This is a genomic window from Streptomyces sp. NPDC055189 (assembly GCF_053606765.1).
On sequence record NZ_JBSGSG010000001.1, the window covers coordinates 304472 to 323573 of the forward strand.

17 protein-coding genes are annotated in these 19102 nt (G+C 69.0%); 7 read left to right on the forward strand and 10 right to left on the reverse strand.

Features of this window, described 5'->3' with window-relative positions:
• Positions 1 to 97: 97 nt before the first annotated feature.
• Positions 98 to 1735: an NAD-dependent malic enzyme gene (locus tag ACWFR3_RS01375; protein WP_453732443.1), complete on the reverse strand. Its 1638-nt coding sequence runs from the start codon at positions 1733 to 1735 to the stop codon at positions 98 to 100.
• Positions 1736 to 1868: 133 nt separating this feature from the next.
• On the opposite strand from ACWFR3_RS01375, the gene ACWFR3_RS01380 reads away from it, so the two are divergent.
• Positions 1869 to 2738 (forward strand): hypothetical protein, encoded by an 870-nt coding sequence (locus ACWFR3_RS01380; RefSeq protein WP_453732444.1) that lies wholly within the window; start codon positions 1869 to 1871, stop codon positions 2736 to 2738.
• 216 nt (positions 2739 to 2954) lie between these two features.
• Here the strand turns inward: ACWFR3_RS01380 and ACWFR3_RS01385 are convergent, their stop codons facing one another.
• A complete protein-coding gene (locus ACWFR3_RS01385) occupies positions 2955 to 3692 on the reverse strand; it encodes a D-Ala-D-Ala carboxypeptidase family metallohydrolase (protein ID WP_453732445.1) in 738 nt (245 codons plus the stop codon).
• A gap of 334 nt (positions 3693 to 4026) precedes the next feature.
• Complete coding sequence (locus ACWFR3_RS01390) at positions 4027 to 4524, reverse strand: DinB family protein (RefSeq protein WP_453732446.1); 498 nt, start codon at positions 4522 to 4524, stop codon at positions 4027 to 4029.
• Positions 4525 to 5220: 696 nt separating this feature from the next.
• Here ACWFR3_RS01390 and ACWFR3_RS01395 point away from each other — a divergent pair.
• Entirely contained in the window at positions 5221 to 5667 is a 447-nt protein-coding gene (locus ACWFR3_RS01395; protein WP_453732447.1) for a hypothetical protein, read from the forward strand.
• 93 nt (positions 5668 to 5760) lie between these two features.
• Here ACWFR3_RS01395 and ACWFR3_RS01400 read toward each other — a convergent pair whose 3' ends face one another.
• Positions 5761 to 7230 (reverse strand): NucA/NucB deoxyribonuclease domain-containing protein, encoded by a 1470-nt coding sequence (locus ACWFR3_RS01400; RefSeq protein WP_453732448.1) that lies wholly within the window; start codon positions 7228 to 7230, stop codon positions 5761 to 5763.
• Positions 7231 to 7581: 351 nt separating this feature from the next.
• Between ACWFR3_RS01400 and ACWFR3_RS01405 the strand changes: the two genes are divergently transcribed.
• The gene (locus ACWFR3_RS01405) at positions 7582 to 8760 is read left to right on the forward strand and encodes an acyl-CoA dehydrogenase family protein (protein WP_453732449.1); all 1179 of its coding nucleotides are present in this window, start codon (positions 7582 to 7584) and stop codon (positions 8758 to 8760) included.
• A 148-nt stretch (positions 8761 to 8908) separates the two neighbouring features.
• Positions 8909 to 9604 (forward strand): L,D-transpeptidase family protein, encoded by a 696-nt coding sequence (locus tag ACWFR3_RS01410; RefSeq protein ID WP_453732450.1) that lies wholly within the window; start codon positions 8909 to 8911, stop codon positions 9602 to 9604.
• Positions 9605 to 9694: 90 nt separating this feature from the next.
• Here the strand turns inward: ACWFR3_RS01410 and ACWFR3_RS01415 are convergent, their stop codons facing one another.
• Positions 9695 to 10120 (reverse strand): SgcJ/EcaC family oxidoreductase, encoded by a 426-nt coding sequence (locus tag ACWFR3_RS01415; RefSeq protein WP_453732451.1) that lies wholly within the window; start codon positions 10118 to 10120, stop codon positions 9695 to 9697.
• Positions 10121 to 10885: 765 nt separating this feature from the next.
• On the opposite strand from ACWFR3_RS01415, the gene ACWFR3_RS01420 reads away from it, so the two are divergent.
• The 3 genes from ACWFR3_RS01420 (at position 10886) to ACWFR3_RS01430 (ending at position 13399) form a co-directional block, all read left to right on the forward strand.
• A complete protein-coding gene (locus tag ACWFR3_RS01420) occupies positions 10886 to 11185 on the forward strand; it encodes a WhiB family transcriptional regulator (RefSeq protein WP_453732526.1) in 300 nt (99 codons plus the stop codon).
• Positions 11186 to 11963: 778 nt separating this feature from the next.
• Positions 11964 to 12197 carry a hypothetical protein gene (locus ACWFR3_RS01425; RefSeq protein ID WP_453732452.1) on the forward strand — a complete coding sequence of 78 codons (234 nt, stop codon included), beginning with the start codon at positions 11964 to 11966 and terminating at the stop codon, positions 12195 to 12197.
• Positions 12198 to 12427: 230 nt separating this feature from the next.
• Positions 12428 to 13399, forward strand: a complete 972-nt coding sequence (locus tag ACWFR3_RS01430) for a quinone oxidoreductase family protein (protein ID WP_453732453.1) — start codon at positions 12428 to 12430, stop codon at positions 13397 to 13399.
• A gap of 940 nt (positions 13400 to 14339) precedes the next feature.
• Here the strand turns inward: ACWFR3_RS01430 and dmpG are convergent.
• The 5 genes from dmpG to ACWFR3_RS01455 all read right to left on the reverse strand — a co-directional run bounded on the left by dmpG (position 14340) and on the right by ACWFR3_RS01455 (position 19041).
• Positions 14340 to 15353: a 4-hydroxy-2-oxovalerate aldolase gene (gene dmpG, locus ACWFR3_RS01435; protein WP_453732454.1), complete on the reverse strand. Its 1014-nt coding sequence runs from the start codon at positions 15351 to 15353 to the stop codon at positions 14340 to 14342.
• Complete coding sequence (locus tag ACWFR3_RS01440) at positions 15350 to 16297, reverse strand: acetaldehyde dehydrogenase (acetylating) (protein WP_453732455.1); 948 nt, start codon at positions 16295 to 16297, stop codon at positions 15350 to 15352. The genes dmpG and ACWFR3_RS01440 overlap by 4 nt, the downstream gene beginning before the upstream one ends.
• Entirely contained in the window at positions 16294 to 17118 is an 825-nt protein-coding gene (locus ACWFR3_RS01445) for a 2-keto-4-pentenoate hydratase (RefSeq protein ID WP_453732456.1), read from the reverse strand. The genes ACWFR3_RS01440 and ACWFR3_RS01445 overlap by 4 nt, the downstream gene beginning before the upstream one ends.
• 115 nt (positions 17119 to 17233) lie before the next feature.
• A complete protein-coding gene (locus ACWFR3_RS01450; protein WP_453732457.1) occupies positions 17234 to 17998 on the reverse strand; it encodes an IclR family transcriptional regulator in 765 nt (254 codons plus the stop codon).
• Positions 17999 to 18099: 101 nt separating this feature from the next.
• Positions 18100 to 19041 carry a LysR substrate-binding domain-containing protein gene (locus tag ACWFR3_RS01455; RefSeq protein ID WP_453732458.1) on the reverse strand — a complete coding sequence of 314 codons (942 nt, stop codon included), beginning with the start codon at positions 19039 to 19041 and terminating at the stop codon, positions 18100 to 18102.
• Positions 19042 to 19102 lie beyond the last annotated feature (61 nt).

Here is a 19102-nt window from a genome sequence, read left to right on the forward strand (position 1 = left end):
GGCGACAGCCAACCTGCCGCGCGAAATCCCGGACAGGCTATCCCATCGACGCCACCACGCGACCGGAATTACCGACCGCCCGCGGCGGCGGGCTCGCTCAGTAACCGGGCGTCCATCGTGTGTCCCGGATGGCGGTGCGCAGTTCGTCGTCGGAGGCGCCCGGGGCGACGCCGTCGGTGACGGCCTGTCGTGCCACAGCCAGTGCGATGCCATCGGCGACGTCCCGGATGTCCTCCCACGCCGGGAGGAGGGGAGCCTTCGCGTCGGAGAGAGCCGGAGAGGCATCACCCAGCGCGCGGGCCGCAGCCCGCATCATCGCGTTGGTCACGCGGTTCGCCCGCGCCGCGGTCACCGCCAGTCCCACGGCCGGGAACACGTAGACGTTGTTGCACTGGGCGACCGGGATGTCGACGCCGTCCCGGTGCAGCGGCGAAAAGGGCGACCCCGTCGCCACCAGGACTTTGCCGTCGGTCCACGCATCCAGATCTGCGGGCCGGGCCTCCGCGTTCGCTGTGGGGTTGGACAAGGGGAAGATGATCGGCCGGTCCACCTTCGCGACCATGGTCCGCACGATCTGCTCGGTGAACGCGCCCTTGGCCGTGGAGAGCCCGAGCAGGACCCCTACCTGCAGGTTCTCGACGACATCCGCCAACTGCGGGGTCCCGTCGGCACCCCAGCCTTCGACGTCGGCGGGATCGTGCGCGAAGGCACGCTGGTCCTCGGCGAGGTCGTCGCGGTCGGTGGTGAGCAGGCCATGGACGTCGAGGATCCAGCAGCGGGCACGGGCCTGCGCGTCCGACAGGCCCTCGTCGACCATCTCCTGACGAACCATGTCCATGACGCCGATGCCCGCGGACCCCGCGCCGACCATCACCACGTGCTGCTCCTTCAGCGGGATGCCGACGACCTTGCTCGCCCCGTGCAACGCGCCGAGCGCCACGGCGGCCGTGCCCTGGATGTCGTCGTTGAAGGTGAGCAGCCGCTCCCGGTAACGTTCCAGGATCGGTGCCGCGTGCGGGGTGGCGAAGTCCTCCCACTGCAGCAGCACTTCGGGGAGTTCGGCCTGCACAGCCTCCACGAACGCGTCCACGAAGGCGAAGTAGTCGTCGTCGCTGATGCGGCGGTGCCGCCACCCCAGGTAGAAGGGGTCGTCGAGCAGATCGGCGTTGTCGGTGCCGACGTCGAGCAGGACCGGAAGGGTGCGCGCCGGGTCGATGCCTCCGATCAGTGTGTAGAGCGAGAGCTTGCCGACCGGGATACCCATCCCGCCGACCCCCTGGTCACCGATGCCGAGGATGCGCTGCCCGTCGGTGACGACGATGACGTCGACGTCCTTGCGGGGGCGGTTGCGCACCATCTCCACCAGGTTTTCCCGGTGCGGCCAGGACAGGTAGAGCCCGCGCGGACGTTGCCACAGCTCGGAGAAGTTCTTGCATCCCTCGGCGACGGTCGGGGTGTATACGAGGGGCAGCGCGGTCGCTACGTCATGGGCGAGTACGGCATAGAAGAGGGCCTCGTTGCGGTCCTGCAGGGAGCGCAGGTACACATATCGCTGGAGGTCGTCAGGCTGCTGGTTGATTTGCCCCCAGGAGCGGCGGACCTGCTCGTTCAGGCTGGTCACCGCGTAGGGAAGCAGCCCGCGCAGTGCGTGTTCGGCGCGCTCGTCCTCGGTGAACGCGGTTCCCTTCGTACGCAGCGGATCGGACAGCAGGCCGGGACCGGTGAGATCGCTCATGAAGTCATGCTTATGGGCAAATGCCGGCCATCGCACCCTCGACACGCCACCTTCGTGCCGCACACTGAGCGCTGCAGCGGGCCTGATTGGCCGGCGGTGTGTTCCGTGGCCGGGTGGAGCCGGTCCACGCCGGATGGAGCCGGTCCACAAGATCCCGTACGGTCGGTCCGTGCTGATCACATCGAGTGCCCCGCGTAACCTCGGCGTTCCTGCGGCCGGGGCGCGGTTGCGCTTCGGCACGGAATGGCAGGAGAGCGGCGGCGGGCCGCGGCGCCGCTTGCTCATGGTCGACGACGAGCCCGCCTTCGAGCTCAGCTTCTACTGCGGAACGTGCCCGTTCCTGTTCCGCCGGTTGGAGACGGCGAGGACGAAGGTGTCCCTGGAGGGGGTGCAGGAACGGCTCGCCGGTGCGCTGGACGATCCGGACGACGGTCAAGTGCTCGATGCCTTCGGTGTGTTGCTGCCGGAGGGCGAGTACCTTCCGCTGCTCTTGAGGGTGGAGCCCCGGCTGGTCGTCCCCGGCCAGGAAGGCGACTACTTCAGCGGCGAGCAGGTCACGACGTGGGGGATCGACCAGTTCTGGGGCCTCCCGGAGTACCCGCACACCCCGTACTACCGCACCTTCGAGACCGCCGTCGACTCGGACGCCCACCTGTACGAGTTCGTCGTGCCCATGGTTCCCCCGACCTGGAACGAACGAGAGCGCGTCGAGGAGTACGTCGCGCTCATGAGGCGGGGAACGGTCCCCACGGCGGTGGCGATCTCCACGCTGGACGTGTGCGAGCCCGCCGCCGGGATGCCGGACGACCACTACCAGCACTGGGGCCTGACGCACTTCCTCCTGGACGGCCACCACAAACTGGAGGCCGCTGCCACGGCCGGGCGGCCGGTGCACATCCTCTCGCTCCTGGCCCTGGGCGACAGTCTGGCCGGAGCGGAAGACTGTGCCCGCCTGCCTGCCCTGCGCGCCCGGCCTCGTTCGGCCCGCGTGAGCGGGACCTGAACCCGCGCCGACACGGGGTTCATGGCTCGCGGAGACGAACGTGAGCCGACCGTGCGGCGGGCTCGCGTCACGAGGAACTGGAGCCGCCCCCATACCTTCGTCGCAGAGCCCGAGATAAGCACTGCGACGAAGGGACGGGGCGAGAGGCAGCGGGGCCGCGATCGATGTGCTGCGGAACGGGCCCTCGGGGCGGGGCGGAGGCGCCCGCCGGTGCGTTCAGATGCCGCAGGACGACGCCGACCAGAAGCGGCTCGCGCGGTGGTCGACGTGGGTGTGGTCGCTGTGGCCCGGGTAGCCGGGGCCGAGGATTCCGTTGAAGCCGTGGTTGCGGGCCTGCTGGGCGAGGCGGCACAGCGAGTGCGGGCCCGAGCCGAGGTCGGCCGCGTCGCCGTACAGGTGGCGGCTGCTAGCTGCTCCGCCGACCGCGTCGTTGCAGGCATGCGAGCGGAAGCCGCTGGTCACGCGGAGGGGCTGATCGCCCAGGGCATGGCGCAGTGCCTCGAGTTTCCACATGGTGCGCAATGCGTTCGCTTTCGCGGTGCTGGCGCTGACTGCGCCGCCGGCCCAGGTGGAGTTGCAGGTGTTGAGTTCGGCGTAGGTGAAGTGGATGGGGGTGCAGTCGTTGTCCTGGAGGGCGTAGATCTTGCTGAAGGTCGCCGGGCCGGCAACGCCGTCGGCGGCCAGTCCGTAGGCCGTCTGGAACCGTTTGACCGCGGCAGTGGTCGCCGGACCGTAGGCGCCGTCGATGGCGAGCGCGCCGCCGCTGCCGGCATGGCCTGCTACCCGTATCTGCAAGTTGGTCACGTCGGCGCCGGAGGCCCCTTGGGACAGGGTGCGCGACCATGTGTAGCAGCCGTCGGCTTGAGCGGTTCCGGCGGTTGCCACGACACCGCCCAGGGTGGCGGCAATGAGCATGACAATCGATAGGACGAGTCGTGCGGTGCGTCTGGTCATCAGAGCACTCCATGGGGGGCGGGGGATAGGAGAGAGGCACGTGCGATCCGAGCCTGGCGGGACAGGCGGCGCACGTCAACGGGACGTCAACGGCCGTCATTTGTCCAAACCTTTGGCGACCGATGGTCCTGGTGAGACACGCCTGCGCGGCGGAGGACCCGTCCGGACACGCCTGACCACCACTGGGAGGGCATGCGTGTCCGGGACCTGCATCACATGACGGCCGGGGCAGTTGCTGCCACGCGCGGGCGGAATAACTGGTCGTTCCAGAATGAGTTGAGCTCTGGACCTCGCCCCCGACGATCTCGGTGGGCGCAGCGGAGTGGCTTGCCCGTCAAGGGAGAACCAACCTCTGCCTGCCGTCAATGAGTTCGCGCACGGCGTCCAAGTGGCCGGCATGGGTGGCGGTCTCGGTGATCACATGCAGGATGACCTCGCGCAGGTTGTCGAGGCGCCAGTCACCGAAGAAGTCCGGCCACCAGCGCGGGGCCGCCTTCAGGTCGGCGCCGGCAAGGAAGGCGTCGGCGAGCTCCCCTTCCTTGCGGTAGAGAGCGAAGACCTCCTCGGCTGTCTTCTCCGGGGCGGGCTGCCACGCGTTCTCCCCGGACCCGAGGATCTCTTCGATCGCTGCTCGCTCCCCGGCGGCAACCGCGCGGAACCAGAACTTCTCGTCGTCCAGGGCGAGATGGTGCACCAGCCCGAGGCATGTCCAGCCGGACGGTAGAACCGGGCGCCGCAGCGCCTCCTCGTCCAGGCCCTCCAAGATGCCCAGGACGTGCTTGCGCTTGCTGTTCAAGACGCCGAGTAGCGTCGTGAGTTCAGTGTCAGCCATGGACCGGACCCTATGCGGCCCCACTGACACCGGCTGCCGTCCGGCGGGCACCGGCCCCGGACGCTCCGGGCCCGCCTTGCCGCCGACGCATGTGCGCTCATCGCCGCAGAGTCCCCCGACCTATTGACCGGGTTCTTGCGCGCCGGCGGGGACGGCTCGTTCTTGGCCTGCGCTAGTCCTCGGCATCTGGCTCTCGATCGGGGAACGCGCGCAGCCTCAACTGGGGCGCCCGGCAGTCAGCCAGCCACCGCATCCCCCAGTCGTCGGCCGCGAGCCCTTCTTCGCGCGGTAGCGGCTTCCCCGGTGTCAGTTGATGTAGCCGGAGCGCGTGGTCGAACAGTGTGGTCGGTGATCCGGGCAGTCCTGTCCCGGTCGTCTCGCTCATCGGCGGACGGAGGACTCGATTCTCTTGATCATGACGCGGAGCATGCCACGAGGGCCGTGGCCGGACAAGCCCTCGACGCGGCGGCTCGTGGCGCCCGGTCCGCCCACCACGCCGCACGCACATTGATTTCGGAGGCTTCGGGTGGGCTGCTTCCACCGACTGCGCGGCCGCGGGATGCAGCCGGTGACCTTCGAGTTCAAGGCCGGAGGCGTAGGTGCACCGTACGCGCAACATGGCCTGGCCGACCGTGGCGCGTAGGGCGGGTCCTGCGGCAGAGTGTCACCTCTGACAGCAGTCGCAGGAGGTGTCGTATGCCCCGACTCGTGGCGTCCCGCGAGCTGAAAGTGGTCGTGGACCACCGAATGTTCGGCCTGGTCGACGAGGAGGGCCAGGATGGTGAGCGGCCGGCGTCACCGCGGTCGGCGGGCAGTTTCGTCAGCTCCAACGCCACCATGCTCTACATCGGGTCGGACGAGGACATTCTGAACGCGCGGGTGCGGCTGGAGGCCTGGGACGGCCCGGCGGCAGCCCTTGCGGAGGCGTGGCCGTCGACGGAGCTGGTGTCGCTGGACCTCCCCTCGGGGCGGTTCCTGGTGGACGAGATCACGGCCGGGGGCAAGCCGGACGTGTTCCGGCTCCCGCATGCCGGCAAGTGGCGGGCGCGTGTGGCGTGGCGGGAGAACGGCCCTGCCCCGGAAGGCGGGTTCGCCGAGCCGGGGGGCTGGGCTCTGGTGCAGTTCTGGCCGGAGGCGGACTGAACAGACATGTGTGCGGGGCCCGGTCTGCCGACAGGGCCCCGCACGATGGGTGATCAGAGTTGGCTCGGTTCCCTCAACGGGGAGCCTGGCCGCTCAGCGGATGGGCATGTAGAACGCGTCCTGATCGAGTAGCCGGTCGACGTCGTACCAGCGGCCGAGGCGGCGCCCGGCCTCCTGGTTGACCTCACTGTTGACCCATCGTGCCGAGTAGTGGCGCTCGTACTGGGCGCCGCCGTAAGGGTCGTCGGGGAACAGATGGCGTCCCGCGCCCTCGTAGGTCGAGGCCATGGGGTATTCGTCGCAGTCGTATGGCCCCTGGTCCGCCGGCAGGGTCGCCTTGAGATCCTGCATCGCCTTGGTGGCGCAGAAGTTGCGGACGATGCGCCGGTTCTCGTCGTACCGGAAGCTCTGCTTGTCCCCCTTGGCCTGTGCGAGGCGGTGAATCGGGTCGCCGGGTGTGCCGCCGGCCAGGTGCTTGTCGGCCTGGGTGGGCATCGTGGCTCCCGGGTTGGCCCGGGCCTCTTCCAGGTGTGTGGCGACGCCGCCGACGGCTGCTTCGGACTTCGTGTACGACATGCCGGGCACCGCCCGGTCGAACACGGACCCGAGCTTGTGCGACTGCAGATACCACGCCGAGTCGAACCGCATGCCCCCTTCGGGGCCCTCGGTGTCGATGAACTGGAAGTACCACGGCAGATCAAACTCATACTCGATGTGGAACACGCCGGTGGCGATCTGCTCGCCCCACAACGGGTCCGAGCTGACCGCCTGGGAAGCGATGTCGAAGTACGCCTCGTTGTTCACGCGCCACTCGTTGATGGACTTCTCGGTCTCCTCGTTCTCGTGTGCGTAACAGGCGTGCTCGTCGTTGTGGTTGGGCTCCTCGTCCTTGTAGTCGCCCTCACACTCCATGGCGGCGCTCATGTCCGCTCCGGAGCGGGCGAACGGGCCGGTGGTGACGATGTTCTCCACCTTGAGCCGGAAGTCGGCCCAGCGGAAGTTGGGGTGATCCTCGTGACCGCCGGCCTTGCCGTAGCCGATCAGCGTGTTCGACGAGGAGTAGGTGCCGACGAGCTTGCACCGCGGAGGGAAGAGTCCGCATTCGAAGGCCGGCATGAACAACAGGTGCTTTTGGCAGTACGAGTAGCGGTTCTTGATCCACCCGGCGTCCTGTGACGCGGCCCCGGAGTTGGTGCCGCACTCGTCCCAGTTGGTGTAGTCGTAGATGTCGTCGGGGATGCGGCCGCTCGGGAACCGTGAGGAGTCCACCACGTAGCTCGCCGGGTCTGCCGCGAGGGCCGACTTCTTCGTCATCTTCGAGGGACCGTTGGATGTCGAGGGCTTGATGCCCAGCCGGTCCAGGTCGCCGTGCTTCTTGACTTCCTCAACGAGCTTCTCCGGGTCGGCGATGAGTGCCGGGTCAGAGATGACGTACGGGGTGACCTTGTAGGTGGTCTTTCTGGCTTCCTGCTGGCTCTGCGCCTGGGCCGGTAAGGCGCCGACCAGCAGCAGAGCCGCGGCGGCCAGACCTGTGACGGCCGCCTTGATGCGTAACGATCTCACTGTGCTGTTCCCCCTGTGCGTGCAGTAGACGTGCGTTATGTCATTGCAGACCCAAGGATTGGTCGTGTACAGGTCAAGAAACGCCAACCTTCCGGCGTGCCGGGCCACCCTGGGATCCAGCTCAACGTCTTACGTGCTGCGTGCCCAAGTGGCCGAAAGCGAGGCCCTGTTGAAGATTCACAGACCTGCCGCCCTCGGGCACCGCCGAGTCCTCCACGAGTAGTCGGCGGCATGGCGATCGCGCCCGCGAGGCCGGGTGGCGGACTGTCGCCAGGGCCCCTCGGACGGGGCCGGGATCGCGGGGCGAGCGCGTGAGACGATCGACAACCAGGCCGCAGGGAAAGGAACGTCATGGGGGACAGGGGTCGGCTGCATGTCAGTGCGGAACGGGCGGCGGTGCTCGAGCGGATCGACGCGCTCGGCGGACTCCTCGACGAACGGGCCCCGGCCGCCGAGGAGTTGGGAAGACTTCCGGAAGACACAGCGCGGGCGCTGCTGGACACCGGGATCGTACGGGCGGCGCTCCCGCTGGGCCTCGGCGGGTACGAGTTCGCGCCGCGGCAGCTGATCGAGACGGTGGAACGGGCGAGCTACCACGACGCCGCGGCCGGATGGACCATGTTCGCGCTGCAGCTGATGACCGGGACCACCGCGGCGTACCTGGCCGAGGACGCGGCGGCCGCACTGTTCCCCGACGTGCCGAACGGGAAGTACGCGCTGCTCTCGGGACACGGCACACGCCCAGGGCAGGCCGTCCCGGTGGAAGGCGGCTACCAGGTCAGCGGCCAGTGGCAGTTCGCCTCCGGGATGGCGCACGCCACCCACATCCACAGCGCGATCCAGGTCGAGCCCACCGGTGAACTGCGGGTCCTGGCGATGCCGAAGTCGCAGGTGACCCTGGACGGCAACTGGGACGTGCTCGGGCTGCGAGCGACCCACAGCATCGACTACCACTGCACCGATGTGTACGTGCCGCATGCGTACACCTACGACGCGACCACCAGCACGCCGGTCAACGGCGGCGCCGTCTACCGCCTGGGCCTGGTCAACATGTCGGCGATCGGGCACACGGGCTGGGCCCTGGGCGTCGGCCGCCGGCTCCTGGACGAACTGAAGCGGGTCGCCGCGGCGCGGACCGGCTCGCGGAGCGCCCCGGTCGACACCTCCCAGTTCCACGCCGAGTACGCCACGGCGGAGGCCGGGCTCCGGGCCGCCAGGGCCTGGGTGTACGACACCTGGCAGGACGTCGAGCAGACCCTGGACCGTGGGGAGGTTCCGGGAACGGAGCAGGACACGCTGATCCGCCTCGCCCTGAACCACACGACCTCAACCGTGAGCGAGGTGGGCCGCACCGTCCACCGCTGGGCCGGCTCGGCGGCGATCCGCCGCGGCCCGGTCGACCGCTTCCTGCGCGACCTGGGGACGGGCGCGCAGCACATCACGTCGAGCCCGGTCGTCCTCCAGAACTGCGGCAAGTACCTGAGCGGTGCCCGGCCGGACGCCCGGTGGAGCTTCCTCGACCTGACCTGACCGGCTTGCCCCCAGCCGCCCGGCGACAAGTCGCACCCTGTTACACATCTGTGCCAATTCGCCCTACAACGATCGCCGGGGTCGTGTCGTCTAGCAGGTGGGATCGACCCGCGGACGAATGACGAACGACGAACAAGGGGTGCCAGCAGTGGGGGACATACGCAGACGAGGAGCCGTGGCTCTGGGGATCACCGTGCTGGTGGCCCCGCTTACGGTGGCGCTCGGCACGGGTAGCGCTCAGGCCGCCTCGTGCTCGACGCAGACCGGGCCGTACCAGAAGCAGGTCGAGAAGTTCCTCGGCCGCCCGGTGGACGGCAGGCAGTCGGCAGCCGACTGCAAGGCCATCAAGGCCTTCCAGACCAAGCACAGCATCACCCCGAACGCCGGGTACGCGGGCAGCGTCACCTGGGGCGTCATGAACCTCATGAACAAGCAGAAAGCGGTGGGCGACAACCCCAACAAAGCGGGGAAGTGCCCGACCAACAAGGGACGCATCGCCTGTGTCGACCTGACGCTCCAGCTCAGCTGGATCCAGGACGGCAAGACCCTCAAGTACGGCCCGGTCCCGGTGCGCACCGGCCGCAACGGCCACGAGACCCGCACGGGCCTGAAGAAGGTCTACTGGCGCGACATCGACCACGTGTCGAGCATCTACCACGTGCCGATGCCGTACAGCCAGTTCTTCGACGGAGGCCAGGCCTTCCACTCGGTCGGCATCAGCGTCTGGTCCCCGCCGGGCTCCCACGGCTGCGTCAACATGACGAAGAAGGACGCCGTGAAGTACTGGAACATGCTGCACAAGGGCGACGACGTCTTCGTCTACGGCCGCAAGCCGGGCACCTGATCGGCCGGTGTGTGGCGGATTGGATGGTGGCCACAGGTGCCCGTGCCCGGGGATCGGTGCGGGCACCTGTGGCCACGTGGGGGCAGCCGCTTATTCGGGAAGCTGTTCCGTGTTCTGGTTGGCCGTGAGCAGCCAGCGCCCGTCCTCCTTGGCCATCACGTACAGCGGCGAGGTCGGGTTGCCGGTCGGCTCGCCGTCCAGCGTCAGGTACTGGCCGCGCGCCTTGACTGCCGCGACATCGGGGCGGATGAAGAGCACATCCACCAGTTCGTAGCGGACCGAACCGGCTGCCATCGAACCGGGTAGCGCCTTGTGCGTGAATGCTGCGATCTCCTCGAGCCCGGTCAGCAGCTTTCCGTGTCCCGTCGTCCAGATGGCATCGGACCGGAAGAGGCTCAGGAACTCGTCCGGGAGCTCATTTACCTGTGAGTGCTCGATGGTGGCGATGACCCGCTCGATCGCCTGGAGGTCAGCGGACTGTGCGAGTGCATCTGCTGTGCCTGTCGTTGTGTTCATGCACCTCAGCATGGGACCTCAATCAAGCTTGAGGTCAAGCGAACTGATTCGCTTCTTTCAGGAAGGGCCGCGCAGTCGGCAGGCAGTGTGATGCGGGTGCAGGCTGGTGTCGCAGATGGCCTGGCGCCTAGGAGGGGTATCTGGGTGAGCGGTGGGGGAATCCGGCCGGTGAATATGTCCGGTTCGGGGACAGGCCCGGCCGCTGGTGGGACGCTGGGAGTGGCCGGCCGCCGCCGCGCGGGTGCGACGGCGGCCGGGAGCGCGAGGGACCGAGGCTCCCCCTCGATCGGTCCTCGCGCGAGGTGCCCTCCGGGCGGCAGGGCTGCGGAATTGAGCCCCGTCTGTCACGCCCGGGAGGGCGGCAGCTGGAGCCGTGTCGTCGGCGATGCGGCTCCAGCCGGTCTCGTGAAAGGCCTGCGTGTCTGTCACGGCTCGGGGGCAGGGAGCCTGCGGTGCGGGCCGGAGCCCGGTGTCACCTGGTCTGAGGGTAGAAGGAAACCCGCGTTGATCGGAAGCGGGCCCGCGCCCGGGCGACGTCGGAAGCCCCGGGGCGCTAACTTCCGTGCTGCGGCCATGGGGTGTACTGCCTGGTACGTCAAGGGGCCCGTCACTCGTAGGGGTTGCTGCCGGTCTCGATGCCCCGGCGTCTGCGCGAGCGGCATAACGTTCGAGGATCGGATCCTGCCGGGGCTGTAAGCGGCCTGGACGCGGCGGGGCGGATCGGGGAGAGGACGGCCGGTGGGCTCGGAAGCTGAGAAATCCTGGATGGCGCGGGCGGTGTGCCGGGCGGCGGACCCGGACGAGCTGTTCGTCCAGGGCGCGGCGCAGCACCAGGCCAAGGCGGTCTGTTCGGGCTGTCCGGTGCGGACCGAGTGCCTCGTCTATGCGCTCGATTCCCGTATCGAGTACGGCGTCTGGGGCGGGATGACGGAGCGGGAGCGGCGTGCGCTGCTGCGTCGGCGTCCCACGGTGACGTCCTGGCGGCGTCTGCTGGCGGCGGCGCGGGTGGAGCATGAGAGGCAAGGCGGCACCGGAGGCGGTGCGGGCAGGCAGGCGGCCGGCTGACCCGGATTTCTCCGTCTCGGGGTGTCTGACCGTGCTACGGCTGAGTTCCTCAAATCGTGGTGTCCTGCGTGGCGCACCGTCGGTGCCGAACGGGGTTGTCCTGCACTGGGTCTTCAGCAATCTCGGCTCAGCTTGACCTTTGACCTCAGATACCCGGCTAGGGACCGCGTCGGGGCGCCGAGTCAGCGCCGGTACCTCTTGCGGACCCAGCCCGTTCCGAGAGCAACTGCGGTGACCACAGACAGCAGGATCGCCCCAAGGACCACCGTCGCCCCGGCTGAAATCACGATGATGGCCCACCACGGCGGATCAGCTTGCACAGCGCCCCCTACGGCATCAACGAGTACATGACACGACGCCGGGCGCGGGGAACTGGTTCCGTGGCCCCGCATCAATCAACGCTGGATGGCGTCTGCTCAAGATGCTGCGCCCGGATGCTCGGGCCCGAACGATGCGACGGCCGCGAAAGGCACGTCGCCGTGCATGCGACAGGCCATGGGTGCGTCGGCCTCGGTGAACCGGCGCACCAGGTTGGAGAGTTCGCCGGGCGCGTAGTTCATGACGCCGTGGCCGCCGCACGGGGCGGCGCCGGTCCTGCGCGCCGCCTCGGTATCGAGGTAGGGGAACGCGGTGGCGATGCTGGCCTGCCACGGGGTGCCGTCGGCCCACAGCTTGACACTGACGCACGGCGGGCGTCGGGTCGCCCGCGCACCCCCAGGGCAATGCGGGCATCCTGAACGCGATCCGCGGCATCTTCGTCGTACCGACGCTGTCCACCGTGTACGCGGGCATCAACAAGGATGCTATGCCGGATTACCACTACCAGAAGAAGACGCGCTGGTCCGGGCTGACCAAGGGGAACATCGCGCGGTCCAGCGAGCGCGGCTCGCGGATCGCGCTCGGCACGGACGCCGCGGTCGGCCCGCACGGCGTGAACCTCATGGAGTTGTTCTACCTGGTCGACCTGGGCATGGATCCGATGGCCGCCATCGTGGCCGGAGCCACACGTTAGCCGAACTCCTGGGTGTGGAGGACCGTTTGGGTGCGGTGGGCGCGTCGCCGACCTCGTGTCTTCGTCGGCATCATCACGCTCGGTATCCCGGGCCTCGTCTGCGACCGGATCCTGCGCGTCATCGCGATGCGTGTACTGTGCAAGTATAGAGATAGGGTGTAAACGGGGGCCGTAGTGATCTACGGGGGGAAGCGTCGTGTCCGACGGGGGAAGAATGGAGAACACCGTACGTGTGCACCACTTCGACCACGTCGCGCGCCCTGTTCCTTGAGGAGTTCGGCACCCTGCCGAAGCTCGGGGAACGGGCCGTGCCCGAGCCGCGCCCCGGGCACACCCTCGTCCGGGTGGCGGCGGCCACCGCCGCCCATCTGGACCTCAACATCCTCGACGGACAGTTCGGCATCCTGCCCGAGCTGCCGTTCATCCCCGGCACCCAGGGCAGCGGCTACGTCGTCGCCTCGGACATGCACCCCGAGGGTGCCCTGGTGCGGCTGCGCGGCGAGGGGCTCGGCCTCAGCCACGACGGCGCCTGGGCCGAGCACGTGCTCGTGCCGGACGCCGCCGCGGAGACCATGCCGGAGGGCACCGACCCCGCTATGGCCTGCATCTACTTCTCCCCGGTCGGCACCGCCTGGGCGACCGTCCACGCGATCGCCCAGGTGCGGCCGGGGGAGCGGGTGCTTGTCACCGGTGCGTCCGGCGCGGTCGGGGCAATGGCCGTGCAGCTCGCGGCGAGGGCCGGCGCGGAGGTGGTCGGCGTGGTCAGCCGCCCGGCGAAGCTGCCGCACGTACCCGGCGTCGCCAAGGCGCTGCTCGCCTCCGACCTCTCCGATGAGGCGATCGGCGGCAAGGTCGACGTCCTGATCGACTCGGTCGGCGGCCAGATCCTGCGCAATGCCCTCACCCTGGTCCGCCCTCGCGGCCGGGCCGCGCTCCTCGGCTACACGGCCGGCCGCGAACTCAACCTGGACCTCGCGGACTTCTTCCTCGCGGACGTCACGCTCCTGCCCGTGAACATGATGAGCCGCGGTCCGGAGGTCGCCCCCGAGGTGCTGCGCCTGCTGCCGGACCTGTCCTCCGGCGCGCTGACGCTGCCCTACGAGAGTTACGGGATGGACGCGCTCGGCGAGGCGGTGGAGCGACTGCGCTCGGGCACGGCGGTGGGCAAGATCGTGCTCGACATGGAGCATCCCGGTAGCTGAACCTGGGTGCCGTTGCGCCGCGGAGACTCAAAGGCCCCGCTCCCACAGAAGGGGCCCTTCGCGCTTGCCGGGTCAGGACGGGGAAACGCCTGCCTGCGCGGCGAGTTGGTCCGGGTCGACGGGGGAATCAGTCGTAGTCGACGGAGTTCCAGAAGGCGCACTGACGGTGCGCCTCGTACACGCCGGTCTTGAGCGCCCGGCTCTCACCGCCCGGCTATTCTCCTGAGAGTCGGGGCGATGGGCGCGTCATGCTCCGACTCGTGCGGCAGATGTGCCACGTCTCCGTTCCGCTCCACGGACCGGAGCGTTCTCAACGGCCGAGGCCGGCGGCGGCCGAAGCGCTGTTCGGTCGGGCCGGTGACCAAGCGCACCACTTGGTCCGGGACCGTGAACGCCTCGATCCGCTGCCACAGGCCGATGTGTGCAGCGTGCGGATCGACTCTCGTCGAAACCGACGCCGCGCGGGTAGTCGATCGCAGCCATACACGCCGATCAAGTTGGCGAGAGTGAGGCCGACAGGCCCGGATCGATGAGGACGACATCGGTGTCGAAGGTGCTCGTGGGTGGATCCGATCGATCCAGCTGTGCGAAAGGAAGTCGATGACAAGCCGGTCGAACTCGGGGCGGCGGCGCGCTCGATCATCGCCCAGTGCCCGCTTCGGCTGGGAAGCACGAGGCGTGCGTCCGGGTTGTCGGCGAGCGGCCACAATCTGGTCTCGTAGTGCAGGACCGGTCGTCCGCACCGTGGATCAGCATCGTCGGCGTCGTGATGCCGGGCATCTTGTCACGGTCCACCCTGACCGGGATGGGCGCGCCGTGGGCGAGGCCCTCGATCCTGTGAGGCGGGGTGACCCTCGGACCAGCAACGAAGCGGTGAACGCGGGCACACCGAGCAGGGCCGGGAAGTCACCGCCTTCCCGGCCCTGCCCTGTGCGGGATGTCAGCTCGCCTGCGTGAGCCCCAGCGCCACGTCGACGATCATGTCCTCCTGGCCGCCGACGAGCCCGCGCTTGCCGACCTCGACGAGGACCGTGCGGACGTCGACGCCATAGCGCTCGGCAGCCGCCTCGGCGTGGCGCAGGAAGGAGCCGTAGACCCCGGCGTAGCCGAGCGTGAGCGTCTCACGGTCGACACGGACCGGCCGGTCCTGCAACGGGCGTACGAGATCCTCGGCAGCGTCCTGAAGCGCGAAGAGGTCGCAGCCGTGGTTCCAGCCGTTGAGGTCGGCGACGGCGATGAACGGCTCGATGGGGCAGTTGCCGGCGCCCGCGCCCTGACCGGCCAGGGAGGCGTCCACCCGGGTCACGCCCTCCTCGACCGCGATCATGGAGTTGGCGACCGAGAGGGAGAGGTTCTCGTGGGCGTGGATGCCGATCTCGGTGGCGGGGTCCAGCACGTCGCGGTAGGCGCGCATCCGCTCGCGCACGCCGTCCATCATCAGCCGGCCGCCTGAGTCGGTGACGTAGACGCAGTGGGCGCCGTACGACTCCATGAGCTTGGCCTGCCCTGCGAGCGTCTTGGCATCGGCCATGTGGCTCATCATCAGGAAGCCGGACACGTCCATGCCCAACTCGCGGGCGGTGGCGATGTGCTGGGCCGAGACGTCGGCCTCGGTGCAGTGCGTGGCGACCCGCACCGAGCGCACCCCGAGCGCGTACGCCTGCTTGAGCTCCTCGATGGTGCCGATGCCGGGCAGCAGGAGAGTGGTGAGGCGGGCGTGCTTGATATGAGCGGCCGCCGCCTCGATCCACTCCCAGTCGGTGTGGCTGCCGGGGCCGTAGTTGAGCGAGCCGCCGGCGAGGCCGTCGCCGTGGGACACCTCGATGCCGTCAACCCCTGCCGCATCGAGCGCGGCCACGATCCGGCCCACCTGCTCCGGCTCGATGCGGTGCCGGATGGCGTGCATGCCGTCCCGCAGGGTGACGTCCTGGATGAACAGCTTGTCGACGGTCATGCGTCGGCTCCCTGGAGTTCGATGGCGCGGGCGGCCATGGCCTCGGCCATCCGCAGGGCCGCGCTGGTCATGATGTCGAGGTTCCCGGCATAGGCGGGGAGATAGTGGGCCGCACCCTCGACCTCCAGGAACACGGACACCTGATGGGTGGCCGCGGCCCGGGTGAGGGTGTGCACCGGCTGGTCCGCGGGCACGGGGGTGATCTGTACCTGCTGCTTGAGGCGGTAGCCCGGCACGTACGCCGACACCTCGTCCACCCGCCGCGCGACGGCCGCGCGGATCGCATCGTGGGTCGCCTCGTCGGGCGCGTCCACGAGCGCGAGCACGGTGTCGCGCATGATCAGCGGCGGTTCGGCCGGATTGAGGATGATGACCGCCTTGCCGCGCTCGGCGCCACCGACCGTCTCGATGGCGTGGCTGGTCGTCTCGGTGAACTCGTCGATGTTGGCGCGTGTGCCGGGACCCGCGCTCTTCGAGGCGATCGAGGCGACGATCTCTGCGTAGGGGACCGGTGCCACCGAGGAGATCGCGGCGACTATCGGAATGGTGGCCTGGCCGCCGCACGTCACCATGTTCACGTCGTCCGCCCCGACGTGGTCGTGGAGGTTCACCGCAGGGATCACCATCGGCCCGATGGTGGCGGGGGTGAGGTCGATGAGCTGCTTGCGGTACGGGGCGAGCGCGTGGGCGTTGGCAAGGTGCGCCTTCGCGGATGTGGCGTCGAAGACGATCCTGATGTCCTCGAAGCCGTTCATCGCGATCAGGCCCTGGACGCCCTCGGCGGTCACGGGGACCCCGAGCCGCTTGGCGCGGGCGAGCCCGTCGGAGGCGGGGTCGATGCCGACCATCGCGCCCATCTCCAGGGTGTCCGACAGGCGGAGCACCTTGATCATCAGGTCGGTGCCGATGTTGCCCGAGCCGATGACGGCAACCTTGGTCTTCATGCGGAGGCTCCTTCGTCGCCGGAAGCGTGGAAGCGGACGGAGACGGAGCCAAGGCCGGTGATCTCGGCGCTGAACACGTCTCCGGCCGCGGCGGGCACCATTGGGCCGAGCGCGCCGGACAGGACGACCTGGCCCGCGCGCAGCGGATCGCCGACGTCGCGCGCGGTGCGGGCGAGCCAGGCCAGGGCGGTCAGCGGATCGCCCAGGCAGGCCGCCCCGTTACCCGTGGAGACGGTTTCCCCGCTCCGGTCGAGCGTCATGGAGGCCTTCACCGGCTCGAACTCGGTGAGTGGCTTGGCCGGGGTGCCGAGGACGTAGAGCGCGGAGGATCCGTTGTCGGCGACGGTGTCGCCGAAGGTGATGTCCCAGTCGGCGATCCGGCTGTCCACGATCTCCAGGGCGGGGACGGCGTGCGCCACTGCGGCCCGGATCTGCGCGGAGTCGAGCGGTCCCTCGGCGAGGTCGGCGCCCAGGACGAACGCGATCTCCGCCTCGATCTTCGGCTGCAGCAGCTCGCCGACCGGTACGGACGCCCCGTCCGCGACGCTCATGTCCGCGAACAGCACCCCGAAGTCCGGTTGGTCCACGCCCAGTTGCTGCTGCACGGCGGGGGAGGTGAGGCCGATCTTGCGGCCGGTGATGCTGCCGCCCGCTTCGAGGCGGCGCGCGGTCAGCAGCTCTTGGACAGCGTAGGCCGCCTGCACGTCGTCGCTGCCGATCAGATCGCGGACCGGGGGACAGGGGACACCGTCGGCGGTGGCACGCAGCAGACGATCGACCGCCTGCGCCACGGCGTCGTCGCCGGGAGAGAACTCGTTCATGCCCACAGCTTGAACACGGGGGACGTCCCACGCCCAGCAATGAGTTCCGCCTCGCGGAACTCGTCCGTCGAACAGTGGCTGAGCGGCCGCTGATCAGTGGCTACGCGGCCGCCGATCAGTGGTTGCGCAGCTCCGCCCGGCGGCCGAGCGTCGCGGAGATCCCCGCCGCGGCGGCCCGCACACCGGTGGCGTGCCGGGCGGGCTGGAACCGGTGCACCGGACCCGTCACACTGACTGCCGCCACGATCTCGTCCGAGGGGCCGAAGATCCCGGCGGCCACGCAGACGATGCCGACCGCCGACTCCTCGTACTCGAAGGCCACCCCCTTGGTGACGACGTCGGACAGCTGGCGCGTCAGCACGTCGACGTTGGTGATCGTCCGGGGCGCCTTGCGCTCCAGGGGCCCGCGCAGCGCGGCCTCCCGCACGTCGGCCGGGGCGTGGCTCAGCAGCACCTTCCCGATCGCCGTCGCGTGCAGCGGCATGCGCCCGCCGAGCCTCGACGGGGAGTGGGCCTGTTGGTGGCCGCCCATCTTGGCGACGTAGACGACCTCGGTGCCCTCACGGGTGCCCAGGTGGACGAGTTCGTGCGTGCGCTCGTAAAGGTCCTCGAGGAAAGGAGTGGCCACTTCGAGCAGCCCGCGCTCGACCGACGCACGCATCCCCAGCTCGAAGACGAGTCCCGACAGGCGGTAACGCTCCTGGACACGGTCAAGGAGCCGGGCCGCCACCAGGTCGCCGAGCACCCGGTGCAGGGTGCTCTTCGCGAACCCCGTACGTTGCCGCAGTTCGGTGAAGTCCAGGGTGGTGTCCTCGACGGTGAATGCCTGCAGCACGGCGAGGGCTTTGCTCAGGACGCCGCTTGGCGCGTCGTTGCTCAAGGGGGGTCTTCTTTCCGGGGCATCGCAGCGTTTTGACTGTACGGGACCATGAGCGGTGTGGACCCGAGGCGGAGGCCTGGAACAGATGGCTCCTCTCATCGTCATGATTCCAGCAGCACGGGGTCGGTCTCCCGGGCGACCGCGACGATCTCCTTGATCAGGAGCCTGGTACTCGCGGACGGCTGCCGGTCGGCGAGCGTGGTGATCCCGATCTCGCGCGGCACGGTGTCGAGCCCCAAGGGCAGCACGGCGAGCAGCGGATCCCGTGCGCCGATCAGCATGGGTAGTGGAGCGACGGCGTCTGTCTCCAACAGGACGGTCCTCAGCGTGAGGATCGTCGAGCACTCGATGATGTTCGAGGGAAGGGGCAGGCCCCGGCGGTCGAAGAGTTCGTCGATTTCCTGGCGTAGCTGGCTGTTGCGGCCCGGCAGGATCCACGGCAGATCCATGAGGTCCTCGATGCCGCTGGTGGGTGCGGAGAGGCAGGGGTGCTCATGCCGAACCACGAGGCGAACCGGTTCCTCGTAGAGCCGTACGTGACGCAGCGTGGCGCGCAGGCTCGACGGCTGGAGTCGGCCGACCAGGACGTCCACTTCGCCTCGGGAGAGTTGCAGGCCGAGTTCTTCGGGCATCGCCTCGACGACCGAGACGGTGAGATGCGGGTGGGCCCTTTTGAGCCGGATCAGGGTCTGCGGCAGCAGGGAGTGCGCGGCGGCGAGAATGGTCCCCACCCGTACGGGTTCCATGCCCAGACGCTGGAGTTCGTGGATGCGTCCGGCCGCGGCCTGCACATTGCCGACGACCGCGCGGGCGTGCTCGATGAGGATGTCGCCGTACGGGGTCGGGCGGACGCCGCGCGGGCCCCTGGCGAAGAGTTCGACCCCGATGATCGTCTCGATCTCCTGCAGGCTCCGGGTCACGACCGGCTGGGTGACGTGCATGGCCTTGGCGGCACCGACCAGGGTGCCCTCATCGGCCACGACGGTGACGAGTACTAGGTGGCGCAGTTTCAGTCGGCCGTCCAGAAAGTGATCCACGTTCATGCCTCGACATCTCTCCGTAACATGGCGTTGGTCTTCGGTATAGCCAAACACGCATAACGCC